This window comes from Vibrio sp. TRT 17S01 (genome assembly GCF_050113695.1).
GTDB lineage: Bacteria > Pseudomonadota > Gammaproteobacteria > Enterobacterales > Vibrionaceae > Vibrio.
In genome coordinates, this window is the sequence record NZ_JBNJOG010000001.1 from 160,349 (window position 1) to 181,356 (window position 21,008).

General features: G+C 43.5%; 19 protein-coding genes. 16 read left to right on the forward strand and 3 right to left on the reverse strand.

Annotation, left to right across the window (positions count from 1 at the left end; genetic code table 11):
• Positions 1-92 precede the first annotated feature (92 nt).
• Together fadD and rnd are read left to right on the forward strand one after the other, a co-directional pair.
• A complete protein-coding gene (gene fadD / locus ACQEXS_RS00690; RefSeq protein WP_367988578.1) occupies positions 93-1,781 on the forward strand; it encodes a long-chain-fatty-acid--CoA ligase FadD in 1,689 nt (562 codons plus the stop codon).
• A gap of 89 nt (positions 1,782-1,870) precedes the next feature.
• Positions 1,871-2,986 carry a ribonuclease D gene (gene rnd, locus ACQEXS_RS00695; protein WP_427012482.1) on the forward strand — a complete coding sequence of 372 codons (1,116 nt, stop codon included), beginning with the start codon at positions 1,871-1,873 and terminating at the stop codon, positions 2,984-2,986.
• A 40-nt stretch (positions 2,987-3,026) separates the two neighbouring features.
• Here rnd and ACQEXS_RS00700 read toward each other — a convergent pair whose 3' ends face one another.
• The gene (locus ACQEXS_RS00700; protein ID WP_427010939.1) at positions 3,027-4,583 is read right to left on the reverse strand and encodes a SulP family inorganic anion transporter; all 1,557 of its coding nucleotides are present in this window, start codon (positions 4,581-4,583) and stop codon (positions 3,027-3,029) included.
• 250 nt (positions 4,584-4,833) lie between these two features.
• A complete protein-coding gene (gene rne / locus ACQEXS_RS00705) occupies positions 4,834-7,746 on the reverse strand; it encodes a ribonuclease E (protein WP_427012483.1) in 2,913 nt (970 codons plus the stop codon).
• 569 nt (positions 7,747-8,315) lie between these two features.
• Between rne and rluC the strand changes: the two genes are divergently transcribed.
• Entirely contained in the window at positions 8,316-9,263 is a 948-nt protein-coding gene (gene rluC, locus ACQEXS_RS00710) for a 23S rRNA pseudouridine(955/2504/2580) synthase RluC (RefSeq protein WP_427012484.1), read from the forward strand.
• Between the two features lie 82 nt (positions 9,264-9,345).
• On the opposite strand, the gene ACQEXS_RS00715 is transcribed toward rluC, so the two are convergent.
• Positions 9,346-9,927, reverse strand: a complete 582-nt coding sequence (locus ACQEXS_RS00715) for a Maf family protein (protein WP_427012485.1) — start codon at positions 9,925-9,927, stop codon at positions 9,346-9,348.
• A 148-nt stretch (positions 9,928-10,075) separates the two neighbouring features.
• On the opposite strand from ACQEXS_RS00715, the gene yceD reads away from it, so the two are divergent.
• The 13 genes from yceD (at position 10,076) to ACQEXS_RS00780 (ending at position 20,615) form a co-directional block, all read left to right on the forward strand.
• Positions 10,076-10,600 carry a 23S rRNA accumulation protein YceD gene (yceD, locus tag ACQEXS_RS00720; RefSeq protein ID WP_427010935.1) on the forward strand — a complete coding sequence of 175 codons (525 nt, stop codon included), beginning with the start codon at positions 10,076-10,078 and terminating at the stop codon, positions 10,598-10,600.
• A 32-nt stretch (positions 10,601-10,632) separates the two neighbouring features.
• Positions 10,633-10,803, forward strand: coding sequence for a 50S ribosomal protein L32 (gene rpmF, locus ACQEXS_RS00725; RefSeq protein WP_427010934.1), 171 nt, complete (start codon positions 10,633-10,635; stop codon positions 10,801-10,803).
• Positions 10,804-10,813: 10 nt separating this feature from the next.
• Positions 10,814-11,839 carry a phosphate acyltransferase PlsX gene (gene plsX / locus ACQEXS_RS00730; protein WP_427012486.1) on the forward strand — a complete coding sequence of 342 codons (1,026 nt, stop codon included), beginning with the start codon at positions 10,814-10,816 and terminating at the stop codon, positions 11,837-11,839.
• A 5-nt stretch (positions 11,840-11,844) separates the two neighbouring features.
• Entirely contained in the window at positions 11,845-12,795 is a 951-nt protein-coding gene (locus tag ACQEXS_RS00735) for a beta-ketoacyl-ACP synthase III (RefSeq protein ID WP_427010932.1), read from the forward strand.
• Between the two features lie 76 nt (positions 12,796-12,871).
• Entirely contained in the window at positions 12,872-13,795 is a 924-nt protein-coding gene (gene fabD, locus ACQEXS_RS00740; protein ID WP_427010931.1) for an ACP S-malonyltransferase, read from the forward strand.
• A gap of 34 nt (positions 13,796-13,829) precedes the next feature.
• The gene (fabG, locus tag ACQEXS_RS00745) at positions 13,830-14,564 is read left to right on the forward strand and encodes a 3-oxoacyl-ACP reductase FabG (protein ID WP_427012814.1); all 735 of its coding nucleotides are present in this window, start codon (positions 13,830-13,832) and stop codon (positions 14,562-14,564) included.
• Positions 14,565-14,799: 235 nt separating this feature from the next.
• A complete protein-coding gene (acpP, locus tag ACQEXS_RS00750; RefSeq protein ID WP_004406112.1) occupies positions 14,800-15,033 on the forward strand; it encodes an acyl carrier protein in 234 nt (77 codons plus the stop codon).
• A 90-nt stretch (positions 15,034-15,123) separates the two neighbouring features.
• The gene (gene fabF, locus ACQEXS_RS00755; protein ID WP_427010930.1) at positions 15,124-16,368 is read left to right on the forward strand and encodes a beta-ketoacyl-ACP synthase II; all 1,245 of its coding nucleotides are present in this window, start codon (positions 15,124-15,126) and stop codon (positions 16,366-16,368) included.
• A 76-nt stretch (positions 16,369-16,444) separates the two neighbouring features.
• Positions 16,445-17,251, forward strand: a complete 807-nt coding sequence (pabC, locus tag ACQEXS_RS00760) for an aminodeoxychorismate lyase (protein ID WP_427012487.1) — start codon at positions 16,445-16,447, stop codon at positions 17,249-17,251.
• Complete coding sequence (gene mltG / locus ACQEXS_RS00765; RefSeq protein WP_427012488.1) at positions 17,244-18,260, forward strand: endolytic transglycosylase MltG; 1,017 nt, start codon at positions 17,244-17,246, stop codon at positions 18,258-18,260. The genes pabC and mltG overlap by 8 nt, the downstream gene beginning before the upstream one ends.
• Entirely contained in the window at positions 18,257-18,892 is a 636-nt protein-coding gene (tmk, locus tag ACQEXS_RS00770; protein ID WP_367988592.1) for a dTMP kinase, read from the forward strand. Before mltG ends, tmk begins: the two co-directional genes overlap by 4 nt.
• Entirely contained in the window at positions 18,889-19,848 is a 960-nt protein-coding gene (holB, locus tag ACQEXS_RS00775; protein ID WP_427012489.1) for a DNA polymerase III subunit delta', read from the forward strand. Before tmk ends, holB begins: the two co-directional genes overlap by 4 nt.
• The gene (locus ACQEXS_RS00780) at positions 19,839-20,615 is read left to right on the forward strand and encodes a TatD family hydrolase (protein ID WP_427010927.1); all 777 of its coding nucleotides are present in this window, start codon (positions 19,839-19,841) and stop codon (positions 20,613-20,615) included. The genes holB and ACQEXS_RS00780 overlap by 10 nt, the downstream gene beginning before the upstream one ends.
• The last annotated feature ends 393 nt before the right edge of the window (positions 20,616-21,008 follow it).

A 21,008-nucleotide genomic window follows, 5' to 3' on the forward strand; every position in this document is an offset into this window, starting at 1 on the left:
CCTAGGCTGTGCTGTAATAATGCCCGTGGAATGACACGATATTGTGTCAATAGTGGTGCCATTTTAGCAGGCCAATTACGAGGAGTAGTATCGTGGATAAACCTTGGTTGTCTCGTTATCCAAGTGACGTACCAGAACAGATCAATCCAGATCAGTATCCATCTCTTGTTGAGATGTTTGAACAATCAGTACAGAAATACGCTGATCAGCCCGCATTTATGAATATGGGCTCGGTCATGACGTTTCGTAAGCTGGAAGAGCGTAGCCGCGCATTTGCTGCGTATTTGCAAAATGAGTTGAAGTTGCAAAAAGGTGATCGTGTTGCGCTGATGATGCCGAATTTATTGCAATACCCAGTTGCGCTGTTTGGTGTTCTTCGCGCAGGTTTAATCGCTGTTAACGTTAACCCACTTTATACGCCTCGTGAACTTGAGCATCAACTTAATGACTCTGGCGCTAAAGCGATTGTGATTGTTTCAAACTTTGCTAATACGCTTGAACAAGTTGTTGAAAATACACCAGTAAAACACGTTGTTTTAACTAGTTTAGGGCAAATGCTACCAAGGGCAAAAGGAACGTTGGTTGATTTTGTCGTCAAGTACGTCAAGGGGATGGTCCCGAAATATAACCTGCCCGGTGCAATCTCCATGCGTAAAGCACTGCATAAAGGTCGTCGTCTTCAGTACGTCAAACCATTTATGTCGGGTGATGATATTGCATTTTTGCAATACACGGGTGGTACGACTGGGGTCGCTAAAGGCGCCATTTTGACGCATCGTAATATGATCGCAAACGTCATGCAGGCAAAAGGTGCTTATGGCCCAGTACTTACGGAAGGACGAGAGTTAGTCGTCACAGCGCTTCCTCTTTATCACGTATTTGCATTGACCGTTAACTGTTTGCTGTTTGTGGAAATTGGTGGACGCAACCTACTTATTACCAACCCGCGTGATATTCCGGGTTTTGTAAAAGAGCTGCAAAAGCACCCATTTACTGCAATTACTGGGGTAAATACGCTGTTTAATGCTTTGGTCAACAATGAAGACTTCCATGAATTGGACTTTAGCAATTTAAGGTTGGCTGTTGGTGGTGGTATGGCCGTTCAAAGAGCGGTTGCAGAACAGTGGAAGAAGACGACAGGTTGTTATTTGCTGGAAGGCTACGGTTTGACTGAGTGTTCTCCTTTAGTGGCCGCTTATCCGCACGACTTAACCGAGTACAATGGTTCCATTGGCTTGCCAGTTCCTTCAACAGAAGTACGTATTGTTGATGAAGATGGGAATCCGTTAGCCAATGATGGCGTGGGTGAACTTCAAGTTCGTGGTCCTCAAGTGATGCAAGGTTATTGGCAACGCTCAGAGGCAACGAAAGAGGTGATCAACCAAGATGGATGGCTATCAACGGGCGATATTGTTAAGTTTGATGAGGAAGGCTTCCTGCACATTGTTGATCGCAAGAAAGATATGATTTTGGTTTCTGGCTTTAACGTTTACCCAAATGAGATCGAAGATGTTGTTGCTCTTCATGGCAAAGTACTTGAAGTTGCAGCCATTGGTCAGCCGCATGATGTCTCCGGTGAAGTGGTGAAAATATACGTCGTTAAGCGTGACCCTAGCTTGACGAAAGATGAAGTGATCACACACTGTCGCCAGCATTTAACTGGCTATAAAGTGCCTAAATTGGTCGAGTTTAAAGAAGACTTACCAAAGACCAATGTGGGTAAGATCTTACGCCGTGTTCTGCGCGAAGAAAATGATGCTAAGCTTGCTAAAGCTGAGTAAAATTACTTTAACGCTTTGATTAGTGATAAAATGCCGACTTAATTGTCGGCATTTTTGTATGGCAGAAACTTCAACACAGCGAGAATTTAGTGAACTATCAAATCATTACGCAAGTGACACAGCTAGAGAAAGTTTGTACCGCCGCCCGAGAGGTTGAGGTCGTTATGTTAGATACCGAGTTTGTTAGGACTCGGACTTTTTACCCTCAATTAGGGCTGATTCAGCTATTCGATGGCAAACAGTTATCTTTGATAGATCCAATCGAGCTAGAAGACATGACACCGTTTGTGCAGTTACTGCAAGATACATCGGTACTGAAAGTACTGCATGCCTGTGGTGAAGACTTAGAGGTGTTCCAAAATGCATTTGGATGTCTTCCTTATCCAATGGTAGACACACAAATAATGGCGGCGTTTCTTGGAAATGGATTGTCGACGGGTTTTGCATCGTTGGTTGATAGTTTCCTTGGTGTTGAACTGGATAAAAGCGAATCAAGAACAAACTGGCTTGCTCGTCCACTAAGCAATCGCCAACTTGAATACGCTGCTGCTGATGTGTATTACTTGCTACCATTGTACGAAAAACTGCATGCTGAAATTGTAGAAGCGGGTTGGTGGGAGGCTGCACAGCAAGAAAGCGATCTTATTGCTACAAAACGTATAAAAGAAGTGGATCCAGACAAAGCCTATTTGGATATTAAAGGGGCTTGGCAGTTAAAACCTCGAGAACTAGCCATACTCAAACCCCTAGCAACATGGCGATATAAAGAAGCCATTCGCCGAGATTTAGCCTTAAACTTTGTTTTTAAAGAAACGGATTTACTGACCGTTGCTCGTTTAGGCATCCAAAATCGCAACCAAATGGAGCAAGAGGGGATGGACCTTCGCTCAGTACAGCGTCATAGCGCGAGAATCATATCTTTGGTTAAGAGTGCAAAAGGCACTTCACCAGAGGACTTTCCTGAGAAGATTGTGCGTATGATGGATAAACCGGGATATAAGCAACTCTTTAAAAAGCTAAAAGATGAAGTTAAACATGTTTCTCAATCGAGCGGTTTAAGTACCGAATTTTTGGCTTCTAAGAAGCAACTCAATCAGCTATTAAGCTGGGTATGGAACAAGGATCGAGACCCGGCTAATTTGCCTGATCTTATGCAAGGTTGGCGTTTGGAACTGCTTGGTGAAAAACTAAATAAATTGATTTAAAAAAGGCTCCCAACCGGGAGCCTTTTTTATAGTGTTTTTATTATGCCAATATATCTGTAGCCACTTTGTAGCTTGGATCTTCTTTTACGTTGATCTCAACCAAGCTTCCTGCTTTCTGTAATAAAGCGCGGCAATCTGGGCTCAAGTGACGAAGATGAAGGGTTTTACCGACCGCCGAGTAGCGCTCTGCAAGAGTTTCAATCGCTTCAATCGCAGAATGATCAGTGACACGTGAGTTAGCAAAATCAACGATAACGTCTTGTGGGTCATTTGGAGCGTCAAACAGTTCTAAAAAGTTTGCAGCACTGCCAAAGAAGATAGGACCATTGATTTGGTATTCTTTTGAGCCTTCATCATTAATTCTGCTGGATGCGTAGATGTGTTTCGCATGCTCCCAAGCAAACATAAGTGCAGAAGCTACGACACCAACAGCAACCGCGACTGCTAAGTCAGTAAGCACGGTTACAACCGTAACTAGGACGATAACAAAGAAATCTTGTTTTGGTACACGGCGCGCAAGCTTGAATGTCGCCCATTCGAATGTACCGATCACAACCATGAACATAACGCCAACAAGTGCGGCAAGTGGGATCATTTCGATTAAAGATGAGGCAAACAAAATGAACATAAGCAGCATTACCGCTGCAACGATACCTGATAGTCTACCGCGACCACCTGAGTTTACGTTGATCATGGATTGACCAATCATCGCACAGCCACCCATTGCACCAAACATAGAACAGGTGACGTTAGCCATACCTTGGCCGATACATTCACGATTTGATTGACCACGTGTATTGGTCATTTCATCCAGTACCGTTAGCGTAAGCAGTGATTCGATCAACCCGATAGCAGCAAGAATAATTGCGTATGGCAGGATAATTTGGAGAGTTTCCAATGTCAGTGGTACGGTTGGAATTGAGAAGGTTGGTAAAGAACCTGCTAGTGTCGCAGCTTCGTTACCTGACATAGTACGAAGGAAATCAACAACAGTACGTGTTTCTAGATCAAGCCCTACAACGAGTGCTGTAACCGTCACGATGGCAACCAGAGAAGAAGGCACTGCTGTGGTTAGCTTTGGCAAAAAGTGAATGATGGCCATTGTTAAGGCCACAAGACCCAGCATCAACATCATCTGGTCGGATGGAAGCCACGTCAGCGCACCACTTAAATCCGGAGCTTTGAACTGCCCTAATTGTGCCAGGAAGATAACAATGGCTAAACCATTTACAAAGCCAATCATTACAGGGTGAGGAACCATACGAATGAATTTGCCTAGTTTAAACAAACCAGCGGTAATCTGGAAAAGGCCGGCTAGTAATATAGCGGCAAACAGGTATTGGACGCCATGAGTTGCAACTAGGCTTACCATGACCACTGCCATTGCGCCTGTAGCACCCGAAATCATACCTGGGCGACCACCAAATATAGAGGTAACAAGTCCTACAATAAATGCAGCGTACAAACCAACCATTGGGTCAACACCCGCAACAAAAGCGAAAGCAACAGCTTCAGGGACAAGTGCAAGCGCAACAGTTAAACCTGATAGCACATCATTTTTTACGGAGTGTTTAGAAAATTGTGGGAATTCAAACATGTTTGCTCAGTGTTGACTAAGTAAATGAGTGTATTCTAACTATGACTTATATATCAGCTGAGCAGAATGCAAAGTAAAAAGAGCCGTGATACAAAAGTTCTAGAGTTAGACCGAATCGGCGCATGCTACCGAAAAGTGTGATTAAGTTCAATAATGAACCACCATTGACCAATAAATATGCCAATGAGTTCGTCTGCATGACATAAAAAAGCAGCTCCAAATAGGAGCTGCTTATTCAGGCTTTTGCTAATTAAAAGCTGTTAGGTTTTGCCATTGCAGAACCAGCTTGGTTCGTTGCAACTTGACTACCTGCACCGCGAATTTGATAGCGTTCAGCACGGAAAGGTGCTGCAATAACTTCAATTTCTTTAAGTGCTGTAGTACCAGGAGCTTTCGCCATTGGAGCTGAAGCATGACCTTTCACTTCAAGTGGCACTTTGATATCAGATTGAGGTGCAACAACGTTAGCAACCACTTCTGGAGTTTCTGCTTTTGTCGCGACTTCAACCTTCTGCTCACTTTCAGCATTTGGCTGAGCTTGCTTAACGGGTTTAGCTATTGATTCAATGACAGGAACGATTGTTTCTGCTGTCGTGCTCTGCGCTTCTTGCTCTTCAACTTTCTGAGCAACGGTTTCATGTCTGATAATAACCTTACCCATGGCCATTTCTGGGCATGCAAATCCGCCAAGTACAGTTACTGTTGTAGTGTCTACAACATTTTCTTTTTCAGCCTGTTTCTTCACTGGCTTAGTCGGTAAGTCGTAACGAGGCATAACCTTACCCATAGCCATCTCTGGAGATGCTACACCACCTTTGCGAAGGCGGAATGGGTTTGGACGGCGATCGCGACCACGACGACGGCGTTGGCCACTTGCTCGTAGGTGACGTGGGGAACGGCGATTGCGTCGCTGCTTAGGTTGTTGCTCAGTATCTTCTGCTTGCGTTGTAATGGTTTCTTTTTCCACTGTTTCAGCAATAGCTTGAGCTTGTTCAACTTTAGCAGACTGCTCTTGTTCAGCTTGAGCGGCTTGGTTTTTAACACGTACCTGCTTGTTCAGTTTGCGACGTTGGCGACGTTCTTTCACCTTCGCAGCTTTCTCTTCTGGACGAGCTTCCGGTGCTTTGCTTTGAGCATCAGCTGCTAGCTTTAGACCTTCTTCTGCAACTTTACTTGCCTTCACATCGTCACGATCGCGTTTATTGCGGCGTTCTTGTTTAGGCTTGCGATTTTGTTGCTTGCGCTCTTGAGTTTGAGCTTGCTCGTCTTTCGCTGGTTTGCGTTTATCACGATTGTTATCACGATCTCGGTTATTGTCACGATTATTGCGACGACGTTGATCATTACGGTTACGGCGGTTGTTATTGCGATTGCCGCGATTATTCTGCTCTTTTTGGCCACGCTCTTCCTTCTTCTCTTCAGTTTCGGTAGAGCCAAATAGGAAGCCACTTAGAGCCTTGAACAGACGAGAGATAATACCTGGTTGCTCCTCAGCTTGCGCTTTTGTCGCAACAGGTTTGGCCTTGCTAGGTTTTGGTGTCGGTGCCGATTGTGATGGCGCGGCAAACCCTTTAAGTGCAGGCTCTTCGATTTTCTTCGGTTTACTTTCAACGTCTGGAGACTCTTTACCTTCCGCTTCTTTCAACGCTTCAAGTTTTTTCGGCAGTAGGTAAGAAAGTAGGTCGAACTCTTCGCCTTCACGTACACGAATTACATCGAAATGCGGTGTTTCCATCTCTGAATTTGGCACAACAGTGATTTTCACTTCTTGTGTACGTTCAATATGGTTAACCGAGCGACGTTTTTCGTTGAGTAGGTAGGAAGCAATTGGGACAGGAACAACAGCGAGTACTTGAGCTGTATTGTCTTTAAGTGCTTCTTCTTCGATTAAACGAAGAACAGAGAGAGCAAGCGATTCGTTATCACGAACAACACCAGTACCAGTACAGCGAGGGCAGATATGGTGGCTGGCTTCAGCAAGAGAAGGGCTCAGGCGCTGGCGTGACATTTCTAGCAAACCAAAGCGAGAAATACGCCCAATTTGAACACGAGCACGGTCCATACGAACCGCATCTCTTAGACGGTTTTCCACTTCACGCTGGTGACGAACAGGGGTCATATCGATAAAGTCGATCACGACGAGACCACCAAGATCACGAAGACGTAATTGACGTGCAATTTCGTCAGCGGCTTCAAGGTTTGTGTTCAGTGCTGTTTCTTCGATATCACCGCCTTTTGTCGCGCGGGCAGAGTTGATATCAATAGATGTGAGAGCTTCTGTTGGGTCAATAACGATAGAACCGCCAGAAGGGAGACGAACTTCACGTTGGAAGGCAGACTCGATTTGGCTTTCAATCTGGTAGTGACTAAATAGTGGCACTTCACCATCGTACTTTTTCACACGATTGACAAAGTCTGGGCGCACTAGGCGAATATGGTCGAGAGCACGTTCATAAATCGTATTACTGTCGATCAGTATTTCGCCAATATCACGACGCAAATAATCGCGAATAGCACGCACAATGACGTTACTTTCTTGGTGAATAAGGAAAGGTGCTGGGTTAGCATCAGAAGCTTGTTTGATCGCTCCCCAGTGATTTAATAGAACGTTTAAGTCCCATTCCAACTCTTCAGCACTTTTGCCTACACCCGCAGTACGTACAATGAGGCCCATACCTTGAGGAAGCTCAAGTGTGCTCAATGCCGCTTTTAGTTGAGTGCGTTCATCACCTTCAATACGACGAGAAATTCCGCCAGCACGAGGGTTATTTGGCATTAATACTAGGTAACTACCCGCTAGAGAAATAAACGTAGTTAAGGCTGCACCTTTACTACCTCGTTCTTCTTTCTCTACTTGTACAATAACTTCCTGACCTTCAGTTAACACTTCTTTGATGCTTGGACGGCCTTGGTAGGTGTAACCTTCGGGGAAGTATTCGCGAGCAATTTCTTTTAGAGGGAGGAAACCGTGTCTTTCTGCGCCGTAGTCTACGAAAGCTGCTTCAAGACTAGGTTCGATGCGAGTGATACGTCCTTTGTAGATATTTGCTTTTTTTGATTCGTGACCAGGACTTTCGATATCCAAATCGTAAAGTCTTTGGCCATCAACCAAAGCAACACGCAACTCTTCTTTTTGAGTTGCGTTAATTAACATTCTTTTCATTTACAAATCTCGTTGTCTTTTTTTGTAATCGTTTTCTCGTTGCTTGAGAGCGCCTTCATGGTGCCTGATCCCGTGGCTATATCGGTGCAGCCTCCCGGCTGGAGGGATGCTCTGGGGCACTTCAGTTCTCACAAACGCTTTCGTTTATGAGCCGCATTGGGGCGGATTTACTCAACATGAAGTGGCGGCGAGTAGGGCAACGAGAGTGTTAATTTCGAAAATGTCTTACGCCGTATGCAGCATTTTAGTAAATTAACCTTCTACTCAAGTTTTGCTCAAAAATGACCAGCTTTGTTTAAATAGCAAACAAATCATTTATTGCAGGTGTGAACTATAGCAGTACCCAGTAAACTCAGCAATCAGCTTTATAATAATTCGATAAAAAAATCTAATTTCACTTTTGATAACTCTATGTTTTTAAGTGACTATTTGTATTTAAGGATTCAATTGTTCAAGCTTGACTGTTATTTAAACGGACATGATTTGAAACCGACACATACTTAATCAATTTACCAGTAAGTTGCGAAGAAAGTGTGAATTGACGCAATTTTCAGTGATAGAATGCCTTCATGAACGAGATAAGAACAAAAGTCCAGTTCGTCGATATTGATGACGACATGGCAGGTCAGCGTATTGATAACTTCTTGCGCAACCAATTGAAAAGTATTCCTAAAAGCATGGTTTATCGAATCTTGCGCAAGGGAGAAGTACGCGTAAATAAAAAACGGGTGAAAGCTGAATATAAGCTGCAAGCAGGAGACTTAGTCCGTATTCCTCCAGTAACGATAGAAGAAAAACCGAACGAGGTTGCACCTAGTACGAAGTTAAATAAGGTGGCAGAGTTGGAAAACATGATCATTTTCGAAGATGATCATATGCTGATTTTGAACAAACCTTCAGGTACGGCGGTGCATGGTGGTAGTGGATTAAAATTTGGTGCAATCGAAGCATTAAGGGCATTGCGCCCACAAGCTCGTTTCCTTGAGCTAGTACACCGAATTGATCGTGATACATCGGGTATTTTATTAGTTGCTAAAAAACGCTCTGCATTACGTCATTTACAAGCTCAGTTTCGTGAGAAAACGGTGAAGAAGTTTTATTTTGCGTTGGTGATGGGGCAGTGGAAGAACAGCTGTAAAGTGGTGAACGCTCCTTTACTTAAAAATGAAGTAAATAGCATTGTTCGCGTTAACCCAAATGGAAAACCTTCGGAAACACGTTTCAAAATCTTAGAAAAGTTTTCTGATGCAACGTTAGTACAAGCAAGTCCCATTACAGGACGTACTCACCAAATTCGGGTACATACTCAATACGCTGGGCATCCAATTGCTTGGGATGATCGCTATGGTGATCGAAGATTTGATGCATACACGAAACAATTTGGTTTGGACCGTTTATTCCTTCATGCGGCAAACATTAAGTTTATTCATCCAGCAACGGAACAATGGATGGAAATTAATGCGCCAATGGAACGAAAACTGGAAAAAGTATTGGCTGGATTGCGTAAAAAAGATTGAACATCTAACAAATAAGGGAGCGGAAAGCTCCCTTATTTTATAAGGCTACTTGGTGCTCAAAGGTTAACGGGCACTTTGTGAGTTAGAAAATATCAACACCTTGATTTTTTAACATATCGATAAGATCGATAAGTGGGAGCCCAACCAATGTATTGGGATCTTTCCCCTCAAGCTTCTCAAATAATGCAATACCCAACCCTTCGCTCTTGAAACTTCCTGCACAATACAGAGGCTGCTCTTTTTGAATGTATTGACGAATATCCTCCTCACTTAGCTGTCGAAAATGCACATGAAATGTATCGACTTTGACTTGTGTTTCGAGTGTGGAAGTATTGTGAAGTGCTAAACCTGTGAAAAAAGTAATGCATCGTCCACTTTGAGCTAATAATTGAGCGACTGCATTTTCCTCTGTCAGTGGCTTACCAACAATTTTCCCATCAATAACACAAATTTGATCGCTGCCGATGACCAAACAGTCTTTCTCCAACTGGCATGAGGTTGCTTTGTTCATAGCAAGCCGTGTCACGAGTTCTTCTGGGGACTCTTGTTCAAACGGTGTTTCATCACATTCAGGTTTTGCCGTTACGAAAGGTAGATTCAGCTTAGCCAATAATGCCTGTCTATAAGGGGAGGTTGAAGCTAAAACTAGTTGGTAATTTTTCATTTTGATTTACAATCTGCTCGCGTGTTTTCAGAAGGATATACGATCTTTTTGAGCAAGCCATAGCACTCTCACCTGAAAGGAAAAAAAGTAGACTTTTTTGCCCTTTTTCTTTGACTCTAAACAAATTGAAAGATAGAATTCGCGCCCTATGCAAAAGGTAAAAATACCGCGAACGGTTGATCCGGCACGCGCTGCTCAAAAGCGACTTGATTATGATGGTATCATTCAGGTCAGTCTTTTTAAGCGCTTAGAGGAATCGGTCGAAGGCGTTAAACGCGACGCTCAAGTGTCATTGTCATTTGAGTTAGATGAACAGCGACTTGTTGTTATCTCTGGTAAAGCTAACATAGAAGTCGATTTAGAGTGTCAACGCTGTAACGAGGTTTTCGCACATGAGTGCGAAGTCGAATTCACTTACACACCGTATTACAGTGAAAAAAGTGAAGAAGATGCACCGGAAGAGTACGATTTGGTAGATCTTAACGAGTACGGTGAAGTTGACCTAATACAGTTAGTTGAAGACGAGTTCATTCTAAACTTACCTCAAGTTGCAATGCATGATGAGGCGGACTGTAGCGTTAATTCAGATAGCATGGTGTTTGGTGAACTTCCAGAAGAAGTAGTGGAAGAGAAACCGAATCCATTCGATGTTTTAAAAAGCTTAAAGAAGTAATTCTATAAGCCATTAACACAGGAGTAGGGTCCATGGCCGTACAACAAAACCGTAAGACACGTTCTAAGCGTGGTATGCGTCGTTCACACGATGCCCTAACTACAGCAGCACTTTCTGTTGACGCAACTTCAGGTGAAACTCACCTACGTCACAACATCACTGCTGAAGGTTACTACCGCGGCAAGAAGGTTATCAACAAGTAAGGTTGACCCTTTGCAAAATATAACCGTTGCACTTGATGCAATGGGCGGGGATTTCGGTCCTCGCGTCACAGTGCCTGCCGCCGTGCAGGCACTGTCGCATTTCCCAGAGCTAAAAGTGACCCTAATTGGTGATCGGGACGCGATCACAACTCAACTTTCTTTGCTTGGCTATCAGCCAGATTCACGCCTGCGTATTGAACACTGTGACCGAGTGATTTCTAATTCAGAAAAACCATCGTTTGCTTTAAGAAATAGTGCCGGAAGCTCCATGGCTCTGGCGATCGATCATGTTTCCAATGGGCAAGCAGGAGCTTGTGTAAGTGGTGGAAATACAGGCGCCTTAATGGCACTCTCTCGCTTTAAGCTCAAATTATTGCCTGGGATCGAACGGCCAGCATTAGTTTCCGCGTTACCTACCCTGAAAGGTGGGAAAACTTGGATGCTGGATCTCGGTGCGAATGTTTCCAGTGATGCGGATTCTTTATTTCAATTTGCGGTTATGGGAAGCGCATTGGCTGAGCAATATCTTCAACGTCCTCCTCGAATTGCAATATTAAACATTGGCGCTGAAGAAATTAAAGGCAATGACTTGGTTAAGCGATGCGCTGAAATGTTATCACAAACTCAGTCTGTGAACTATGTTGGCTACATTGAAGGTAATCAGCTACTACAAGATGTTGCAGATGTGGTTGTTTGTGATGGATTTGTAGGTAATGTTTGCCTTAAAGCTTGTGAGGGCACAGCCCAGCTTTTTATTGATAAGCTAAAAGCGTATATGATGGCTTCCTCAATAAAGGGTTGGATTGCAAGAAAATTATTTTCTGGCTTATTTAATGAACTAAAAACATTGAACCCCGACCAGTATAACGGCGCAAGTTTGCTAGGATTGCGCGGCATTGTCATAAAAAGCCATGGAAGTGCTGATGTAGCGGCTGTTGTCAACGCAATTGGCGAAGCGCTACACGAGGTCAAACGACAAGTACCAGGCCGTATTAGCGATCGTTTGGAAGCGGTTTTACTCGAGAGGCATTATTAGTCTTCATGTATAGCAAAATTTTAGGTACTGGCAGCTACCTGCCATCTCAGGTGCGTACAAACGCAGATCTCGAGAAAATGGTAGATACAAGCGATGAGTGGATCGTAACCCGAACAGGTATCAGAGAACGTCGTATTTCTGCTGAAAACGAATCTGTTGCAGATATGGGCTATTACGCTGCTAAGAATGCTATCGAAATGGCTGGCATTGACAAAAATGATATTGATTTGATCATTGTAGCGACAACGAGTGGTAGCCACACGTTTCCATCTTCAGCATGTCAGGTTCAAGATAAGCTAGGCATCAAAGGTTGTCCTGCATTTGATTTGGCAGCTGCGTGTTCTGGCTTTATTTACGCTCTATCGGTAGCAGACCAACACATTAAATCAGGTATGTGTAAAAACGTACTGGTGATTGGTGCTGACGCATTATCAAAAACGTGTGATCCTACCGATCGTTCTACTATCATTTTGTTCGGTGATGCTGCGGGGGCAGTGGTTGTTGGTCAAAGTGAAGAGCCGGGCATCTTATCAACACACATCTATGCTGATGGTCAATTTGGCGAATTACTGAGTCTTCCTGTACCAGAGCGTGGTAAAGATGCTGACAAATGGCTGCACATGGCGGGTAACGAAGTATTCAAAGTGGCAGTAACTCAGTTATCTAAGCTAGTGAAAGATACACTTGCTGCAAACGATATGCACAAGTCTGAGCTAGATTGGTTAGTGCCGCACCAAGCGAACTACCGCATTATTTCGGCGACAGCGAAGAAACTTTCGATGTCACTAGACCAAGTCGTGATTACTCTTGATAAACACGGCAACACGTCTGCAGCAACGGTACCTACAGCGTTGGATGAAGCGGTTCGTGATGGTCGAATTAAGCGTGGCCAAACGCTACTTCTTGAAGCCTTTGGTGGCGGATTTACTTGGGGCTCAGCCCTAGTGAAGTTTTAAATTTCACAAAAATTCAAAATTTAAGATGCACTAAGGTGCATCTTATTTCTTTTTACTTTGCTTAAAGGAAAATAACATGAGCAAGTTTGCTATCGTATTTCCAGGTCAAGGCTCTCAAGCTGTTGGTATGCTTGCTGACCTAGGCGAACAATATGACGTAGTAAAACAAACATTTGCAGAAGCATCTGATGCACTAGGTTACGACCTATGGGCGCTTGTTCAAAATGGACCTGCAGAAGATCTCAACCAAACTTTCCGTACTCAGCCTGCATTGTTAGCTTCATCGGTTGCTATCTGGCGCGTGTGGCAAGAGCTTGGTCTTGAGCAACCAGCAAATCTAGCGGGTCACAGCCTAGGTGAGTATTCAGCACTGGTATGTGCTGGCGTGATTGACTTTAAAGAAGCAATCAAACTGGTTGAGCTACGTGGTCAACTTATGCAAGAAGCAGTACCAGCAGGTACTGGTGCAATGTATGCGATCATCGGTCTAGATGATGAAGCGATTGCAAAAGCTTGTGAAGAAGCAGCGCAAGGTGACGTAGTTTCTCCAGTAAACTTCAACTCGCCTGGTCAAGTTGTTATCGCAGGTAGCAAAGACGCAGTAGAGCGTGCGGGCGCACTATGTAAAGAAGCGGGTGCAAAACGTGCACTTCCTCTTCCTGTTTCAGTGCCTTCACACTGTGCTCTAATGAAACCAGCAGCAGAGAAACTAGCGGTTGCGCTAGAGTCTATCGAGTTCAATGCACCACAACTTCCTGTTATCAACAACGTTGATGTGGCAGCAGAAACGGATCCTGCAAAAATCAAAGACGCACTTGTTCGTCAACTTCACAGCCCAGTTCGTTGGACTGAGAGCGTGCAACTAATGAGCGAGCAAGGCGTAGAAAATCTTCTTGAGCTTGGTCCTGGCAAAGTACTGACAGGTCTGACTAAACGTATCGTGAAAACACTAAGTGCAACAGCTGTTAACGACGTAGCGTCGCTAGAAGCCGCTAAGTAATTCGTTCACGATAAGAAAAGGAAAACACAACATGATGAATCTAGAAGGTAAGATCGCTCTAGTGACAGGCGCAAGCCGTGGCATTGGTCGTGCGATTGCTGAACTTCTTGTTGAGCGTGGTGCAACGGTAATCGGTACTGCGACTTCTGAAGGCGGCGCAGCGGCGATCAGCGAGTACTTAGGTGAAAATGGTAAAGGCCTAGCACTTAACGTAACTGACATTGAGTCTATCGAAGCAACACTAAAAACCATCAATGATGAGTTCGGTGCAATCGATATTCTTGTTAACAACGCAGGTATCACGCGCGATAACCTATTGATGCGTATGAAAGATGATGAGTGGAATGACATCATCAATACGAACCTAACACCAATTTACCGCATGTCTAAAGCGGTTCTACGTGGCATGATGAAAAAACGCGCTGGTCGCATCATCAACGTAGGTTCTGTTGTTGGTACTATGGGTAACGCGGGTCAAACAAACTACGCTGCTGCGAAAGCAGGCGTAATTGGTTTCACTAAATCAATGGCTCGTGAAGTGGCTTCTCGTGGCGTAACGGTTAACACTGTTGCTCCAGGTTTCATCGAAACTGACATGACTAAGGCGCTAAATGATGACCAACGTGCAGCAACGTTGTCGAACGTGCCTGCAGGTCGTCTAGGTGATCCACGTGAAATTGCATCAGCAGTAGTTTTCCTTGCTTCACCTGAAGCGGCTTACATTACTGGTGAAACTTTGCACGTAAATGGTGGTATGTACATGGTTTAATGTCTAATCTGAACAAAATGAGCTGTTTGCTGTCTTATAAAACGGCTTCTAACTTGTGAGATTAGATGTAAACCTGCACAACAGTTGTGCATGATATAAGTCAAAAATGTATTGAATTTCGGTTAAAATCGCTAAAATTGTGGTTTGACCAGCAAGGACCCCCTTGCAACTTTCAATAGTTCGAATAAACTACGGAATCATCGCATTAGGCGAAATCTGTAAAGGAAAAGAAAAAATGAGCAACATCGAAGAACGCGTAAAGAAAATCATTGTTGAACAGCTAGGTGTAGACGAAGCAGAAGTTAAAAACGAAGCTTCTTTCGTTGACGATCTAGGTGCTGATTCTCTAGACACTGTTGAACTAGTAATGGCTCTAGAAGAAGAATTCGACACTGAGATTCCAGACGAAGAAGCTGAGAAGATCACTACTGTTCAAGCTGCAATCGACTACGTGAACAGCGCTCAGTAATATCTCCCCCTAGGCGGCCTTCTGGCCGCCTGTGTTTTTAAACTCTTCTATCTCTCTCGTAGAATCACTTCAATCCCGGAGAATAAAATCGTGTCCAAGCGTCGTGTTGTTGTCACTGGCATGGGTATGTTGTCACCGGTAGGCAACACTGTAGAATCATCTTGGAAAGCCCTGCTAGAAGGTCAAAGTGGTATCGTTAATATCGAACATTTTGATACTGAAAACTTTTCTACTCGCTTTGCAGGCCTTGTAAAAGACTTCGATTGCACTGAGTACATGTCTAAAAAAGATGCTCGTAAAATGGATCTTTTTATCCAGTACGGTATCGCCGCGGGTATCCAAGCCCTAGATGACTCTGGCTTACAAATCAATGAAGAAAATGCGGCTCGCGTAGGCGTTGCTATCGGCTCAGGTATTGGCGGTCTAGACTTGATCGAAACTGGCCACACTGCGTTGGTAGGCAAAGGCCCACGTAAGGTTAGCCCATTCTTCGTTCCATCAACCATCGTTAATATGGTTGCGGGTAACTTATCTATTATGCGCGGTCTACGTGGTCCAAATATTGCGATCTCGACGGCGTGTACAACTGGCCTTCATAATATTGGTCACGCAGCACGTATGATTGCATACGGCGATGCGGAAGCTATGGTTGCTGGTGGTGCAGAAAAAGCATCTACTCCACTAGGCATGGCTGGCTTTGGTGCAGCGAAAGCACTTTCTACTCGTAACGATGAACCTCAGAAAGCTTCTCGTCCTTGGGATAAAGACCGCGATGGTTTCGTTCTTGGTGACGGTGCCGGAATCATGGTTCTAGAAGAATACGAACACGCAAAAGCTCGTGGCGCTAAGATTTATGCTGAAGTTGTTGGTTTCGGTATGTCTGGTGATGCTTATCATATGACCTCTCCAAGTGAAGATGGGTCTGGTGGTGCGCTTGCTATGGAAGCAGCGATGCGAGATGCAGGTATTACCGGTACTCAGGTTGGCTATGTAAATGCGCATGGCACATCGACACCAGCAGGTGATGTTGCAGAAATAAAAGGTGTCCGTCGTGCCTTGGGTGAAGAGGGAGCTAAACAAGTTAAAGTCTCTTCAACTAAGTCAATGACAGGCCATTTGTTGGGTGCGGCAGGTTCTGTGGAAGCTATCATTACAGTGATGTCATTAGTGGATCAGATTGTACCTCCAACAATTAACCTCGATAACCGCGATGAAGGTTTGGATGATATCGATCTTGTTCCACACACTGCAAAAGCAGTAGAAATGGAATACGCGATCTGTAACTCATTTGGTTTCGGTGGTACAAACGGTTCTCTTGTATTCAAAAAGATTTAAAGAGAAATCAACCGAATTGTGGTAAAACGGCTTAATGCTTTGGCATTAAGCCGTTTTGTTTTGTTTGGAAGTAAATATGTATTGGATAAATGGAATGAAGACCGAAAACCATATGGTTAAAGATCGGTCTTTTCAATACGGTGATGGATGCTTTACGACGCTGCTTACTCGCAAAGGTGAGCCTGCTCTTTGGCCATGTCATGTTAATCGTATGAATGCATGCTTGGAGAAACTTTCGATTCCACTTCCTGATTGGCAACAAATTGAAAGTTGGGTACGCCAAGCAGCGCTGAGCGATGATAAAGCTGGAATCAAAATTCATATTAGCCGTGGTGAAGGTGGGCGAGGATACAGCCCCCAGGGCGTCATTAATCCTACCGTCACGATCAGCACTTTCCCTTACCCTGAACTCTACGCTGATTATCGTCATCAAGGGATGATTTTAGGTGTTTGTGAACAGCGTTTGGGATTAAATCCAATGTTAGCAGGGCATAAACACAATAACCGATTGGAACAGGTTTTATTAAAAGCAGAAATGGATAATCAAGGTTATGTCGATGGCGTGGTGTTAGACATCAATGAACATGTCATTGAAACCACGATGGCTAACCTTTTTTGGACTAAAAATGACGTGTTATTTACGCCAGACTTAACGAATTCTGGTGTAGTAGGCGTGATGCGAGCTCAGGTCTTAGAGTTCGCGCAAGCAAATCACTGGGAGTTGCTTATTGGGCATTTTTCTCTCAGTGATATAGAGAATGCTGATGAAGTGTTTATCACTAATTCAATTCTAGGTGTAGTGCCGATTAAAAACATTAAACAGAAGTGCTACCCAATTGGAAAAATAACAAAAATGATTCAGGAGAACATATCCTGTGATTAAAAAAATCACTGTACTGACTATTGCCGCTGTTTTGCTACTTGTAAGCGGATATTTTTATGTGACTAAGCAAGTGAACTTATTTGTTAATCAGCCATTAAATCTTGCTGGAGAACAAATAGTAACGATTAAACCGGGCACAAGTTTCAATCGACTGTTGGTCCAACTGTCAAATGATCAGCTCATTGAAATTAATGATTTATCCCCTCTTTCCCGTCGATTTTATCCTGAATTAACTGGTGTCAAAGCCGGTACTTATTTAATAAAGGGGCCAACCACATTAAGAGATGTTCTTATTCAATTTAGTGAAGGAAAAGAACATCAATTTTCTCTTACCTTTGTTGAAGGCTCAACGTTTAAAGAGTGGCGAGATGCACTGGCGAGTGCGCCTTATCTGCAGCATACAATTGACAAGCTGAGTGAGAAAGAAATCGCAGCCCTTCTTGGACTGGATGTAGATAAGCTTGAGGGAATGTTTCTTGCTGAAACTTATCATTACACCAATGGTATGTCAGATGTTCAGATCCTGAAACGAGCCAACACTCAGCTGGCTCAAGAGCTTGATTCGAAATGGGAAAAGAGACAGAAAAATCTACCATTAAATAATCAGTATGACGCACTCATTCTGGCCTCCATTATTGAAAAAGAAACGGCCATTGCTTCGGAAAGGCAACGGGTGGCCTCGGTATTTGTGAATCGATTGAATAAACGAATGAGACTTCAAACGGATCCTACGGTCATTTATGGCATGGGAGATAAGTACGATGGTAATATTCGTAAACGAGATTTACGTACACCAACGCCCTACAATACTTATGTGATATTTGGATTACCACCTACGCCGATCGCAATGCCGGGTCGAGCATCCATTGCTGCTGCATTAGATCCTGAAGATAGTAACTATCTCTATTTTGTTGCGAGTGGGGATGGTGGTCATGTATTTTCCAAAACATTGGCAGAACACAATCGTGCCGTTAGGGCGTACTTGAGAAAATTAAGAAGTAAGAAATGAAGCAAGCGAAGTTCATAGTCATTGAAGGTTTAGAAGGTGCTGGGAAAAGCACGGCAATTGAAGCAGTATTGAATTGTTTAAATCGAGCGGGCATTAAAGATATTCAGCACACTCGAGAGCCGGGTGGTACAGATTTAGCAGAGCAACTACGAACCTTGATTAAACAAGAGCACGAAGGTGAAGTACTCCAAGACATGACAGAGTTACTTCTTCTTTATGCTGCTCGAGTTCAGTTGGTTGAAAATGTTATCAAGCCTGCCTTAAATAAAGGGGTATGGGTTGTCGGTGATCGCCATGATATGTCTTCTCAAGCTTATCAAGGTGGTGGCAGACAACTTGATCGTCATGTGATGACTGTTCTGAAACAAACCACATTGGGTGAGTTTAAACCTGATTTGACGATTTATCTTGATATCGATCCTCGTGTTGGCCTAGAAAGGGCTCGTGGACGTGGTGAGCTTGATCGTATTGAGAAGATGGATATGAGTTTCTTTGATAGGACTCGTGAGCGTTATTTGGAGCTTGCTGCGCAAGATCAAAGTGTTGTCATTGTTAATGCGGAGCAATCAATCGAACAAGTAGCCACTGATATTACATCAACACTGAACCAGTGGCTGGATTGTCAGGCATGAGCACGCTAGCGCCTTGGTTAGAAGAGGTTTGGCGGCAATGGCAAACTAACCTCGCAGCGTCCCGCTTTTCGAATGCAATACTACTGAGTGCAGAAAAAGGTATGGGCACAGAGCCTTTGGTTAGTCGTTTTGCTCAAGCATTGATGTGTTCGAATGATGAGCAAGACGCGTGTGGGTTTTGCCATAGTTGCCAGTTAATGCAATCAAATAGTCACCCTGACTATCATTATATTGCACCTGAAAAATCAGGTAAGTCGATTACGGTTGATCAAGTTCGTCAATATAACAGGGTCGCACAAGAATCCTCTCAATTATCAGGCTTCCGTTTGTTTGTTATTGAACCTGCAGAAGCGATGAATGAATCAGCGGCTAATGCGTTGTTAAAAACCTTAGAGTCTCCAGCAGAAAACTGCTTTTTCTTGCTGATCACAACGCAAGTCAACGAATTACTTCCCACCATAAAAAGTCGTTGTCAGCAGTGGCATATTGCTAACCCAGAGCCACAACTCCTTACGGCATGGTTAACTAGTCATGTTTCTAAGCCGATCCCAGAATATGCGGCACATATTCATGGTAATTCGCCTTTGTGTACGCGTGAGTTTGTGGAAAAAGGTTTAGATGCTGAATATAAAAAAATCGAACAATTTTTTTTATCTTTTCTTTCTGGTACTGAAGACGGGGTTAATCTTGCGAAGCTACTAGCTAGTCATGAAGACAGCTTATTGTGGTTATGGTTCTTGCTTTCAGATGCACAGAAGAGAAGTTTCAGTATTACGGAACCTTTTTTTACTCCCGGTAGTGAAACGTTAGCAAGTTTATTGAGCTACGATACGTTATATAAACACACAAAAAGCTTAGGTCGATTGCGAGAGCAACTCGCTCATCATACTGGCTTGAATAAAGAGCTGCTGATATTAAACTGGCTATTCGAATTTAATGGGGAAGTATGTTTGTAGATTCGCACTGTCATCTGGATAAACTAGATTACCAAAATCTTCATTCGGGGATAGAAGATGTTGTATCAAAAGCAAAGGCAGCTAACGTAAATCAACTGTTGTCTGTTGGGGTAACGTTAGACTCTTTTCCTAATATGATGGAAATGATCAGCCCTTTTGAGGAAATATATGCGTCTTGTGGTGTTCATCCACTAGATGTCGAAAGTGATTTTGCGCTTGACCAGTTACATGAGTATGCGCGTCATCCTAAAGTGGTGGCGATAGGGGAAACAGGCCTTGACTATCATTATCAGCCTGAAACGGCAGAGCTACAGAAGCTACGGTTTTCACAACAAGTTGAGCTTGCTGTGGACTTGAATAAGCCACTGATAATCCACACAAGGGATGCACGTAAGGACACGTTAGATATCTTAACGAAGGGGCAGGCTGATCAATGTGGTGGTGTTATCCACTGCTTTACTGAAGACCTGCCTTTTGCCAAAGCAGCGATGGAACTCGGCTTTTATATCTCAATCTCTGGCATTGTGACATTTAGACAAGCGACAGAGCTAAAAGAAGTGGTTAAAGAGCTTCCTTTAGAGCGGCTGCTTATTGAAACTGACTCTCCTTACCTCGCTCCCGTACCACATCGTGGTAAACAAAATCAGCCCGCCTATGTGGTTGAGGTCGCGGCATACATTGCGCAATTAAAAGGGTTAGCCCTTCATGAGGTTGCGCATAAAACAACCGAAAACTTCAAAGATCTTTTTTTGAGAAATAAAACATAGATTGTATAAAAAAGGAGCCAAGGCTCCTTTTTTTGTAACTAATCTCACGTTTGAACGTTTGCTTAATCGTGTTTACCCAAATTGTTGAACTTGAGAGCTCAAAAAGTCCAAGATGTAATTTTGTTACATAAAATAACAACCGTACCTATTTTATTTACCCATTAAAATTAATCTCATATCTTTATAAGTTTATAAATATTAGATAGTTAGCTTGTTTGCAATGCATTTCATGACTGTCTCGTTATTGTGATCTATCTATAAATTTGAAACTAATTTTCGTAACTCACTAGCATGGAGATTGGCTCACCAGATATATTTAGATGCAGAAAATAAACTGTTACAAATAGTTACATTTTCTGGGGTGCTAACATTATGGCTACGGGGGTGTGCCGT

What these genes read in the sequence shown, in the direction of transcription:
- ACQEXS_RS00700 (WP_427010939.1), bottom strand. Translation starts at nt 4,583, where the DNA reads ATGTTTGAATTCCCACAATTTTCTAAACACTCCGTAAAAAATGATGTG.
- rne (WP_427012483.1), bottom strand. Translation starts at nt 7,746, where the DNA reads ATGAAAAGAATGTTAATTAACGCAACTCAAAAAGAAGAGTTGCGTGTT.
- rluC (WP_427012484.1), top strand. Translation starts at nt 8,316, where the DNA reads ATGAACGAGATAAGAACAAAAGTCCAGTTCGTCGATATTGATGACGAC.
- ACQEXS_RS00715 (WP_427012485.1), bottom strand. Translation starts at nt 9,927, where the DNA reads ATGAAAAATTACCAACTAGTTTTAGCTTCAACCTCCCCTTATAGACAG.
- yceD (WP_427010935.1), top strand. Translation starts at nt 10,076, where the DNA reads ATGCAAAAGGTAAAAATACCGCGAACGGTTGATCCGGCACGCGCTGCT.
- rpmF (WP_427010934.1), top strand. Translation starts at nt 10,633, where the DNA reads ATGGCCGTACAACAAAACCGTAAGACACGTTCTAAGCGTGGTATGCGT.
- ACQEXS_RS00735 (WP_427010932.1), top strand. Translation starts at nt 11,845, where the DNA reads ATGTATAGCAAAATTTTAGGTACTGGCAGCTACCTGCCATCTCAGGTG.
- fabD (WP_427010931.1), top strand. Translation starts at nt 12,872, where the DNA reads ATGAGCAAGTTTGCTATCGTATTTCCAGGTCAAGGCTCTCAAGCTGTT.
- fabG (WP_427012814.1), top strand. Translation starts at nt 13,830, where the DNA reads ATGAATCTAGAAGGTAAGATCGCTCTAGTGACAGGCGCAAGCCGTGGC.
- acpP (WP_004406112.1), top strand. Translation starts at nt 14,800, where the DNA reads ATGAGCAACATCGAAGAACGCGTAAAGAAAATCATTGTTGAACAGCTA.
- pabC (WP_427012487.1), top strand. Translation starts at nt 16,445, where the DNA reads ATGTATTGGATAAATGGAATGAAGACCGAAAACCATATGGTTAAAGAT.
- tmk (WP_367988592.1), top strand. Translation starts at nt 18,257, where the DNA reads ATGAAGCAAGCGAAGTTCATAGTCATTGAAGGTTTAGAAGGTGCTGGG.
- holB (WP_427012489.1), top strand. Translation starts at nt 18,889, where the DNA reads ATGAGCACGCTAGCGCCTTGGTTAGAAGAGGTTTGGCGGCAATGGCAA.
- ACQEXS_RS00780 (WP_427010927.1), top strand. Translation starts at nt 19,839, where the DNA reads ATGTTTGTAGATTCGCACTGTCATCTGGATAAACTAGATTACCAAAAT.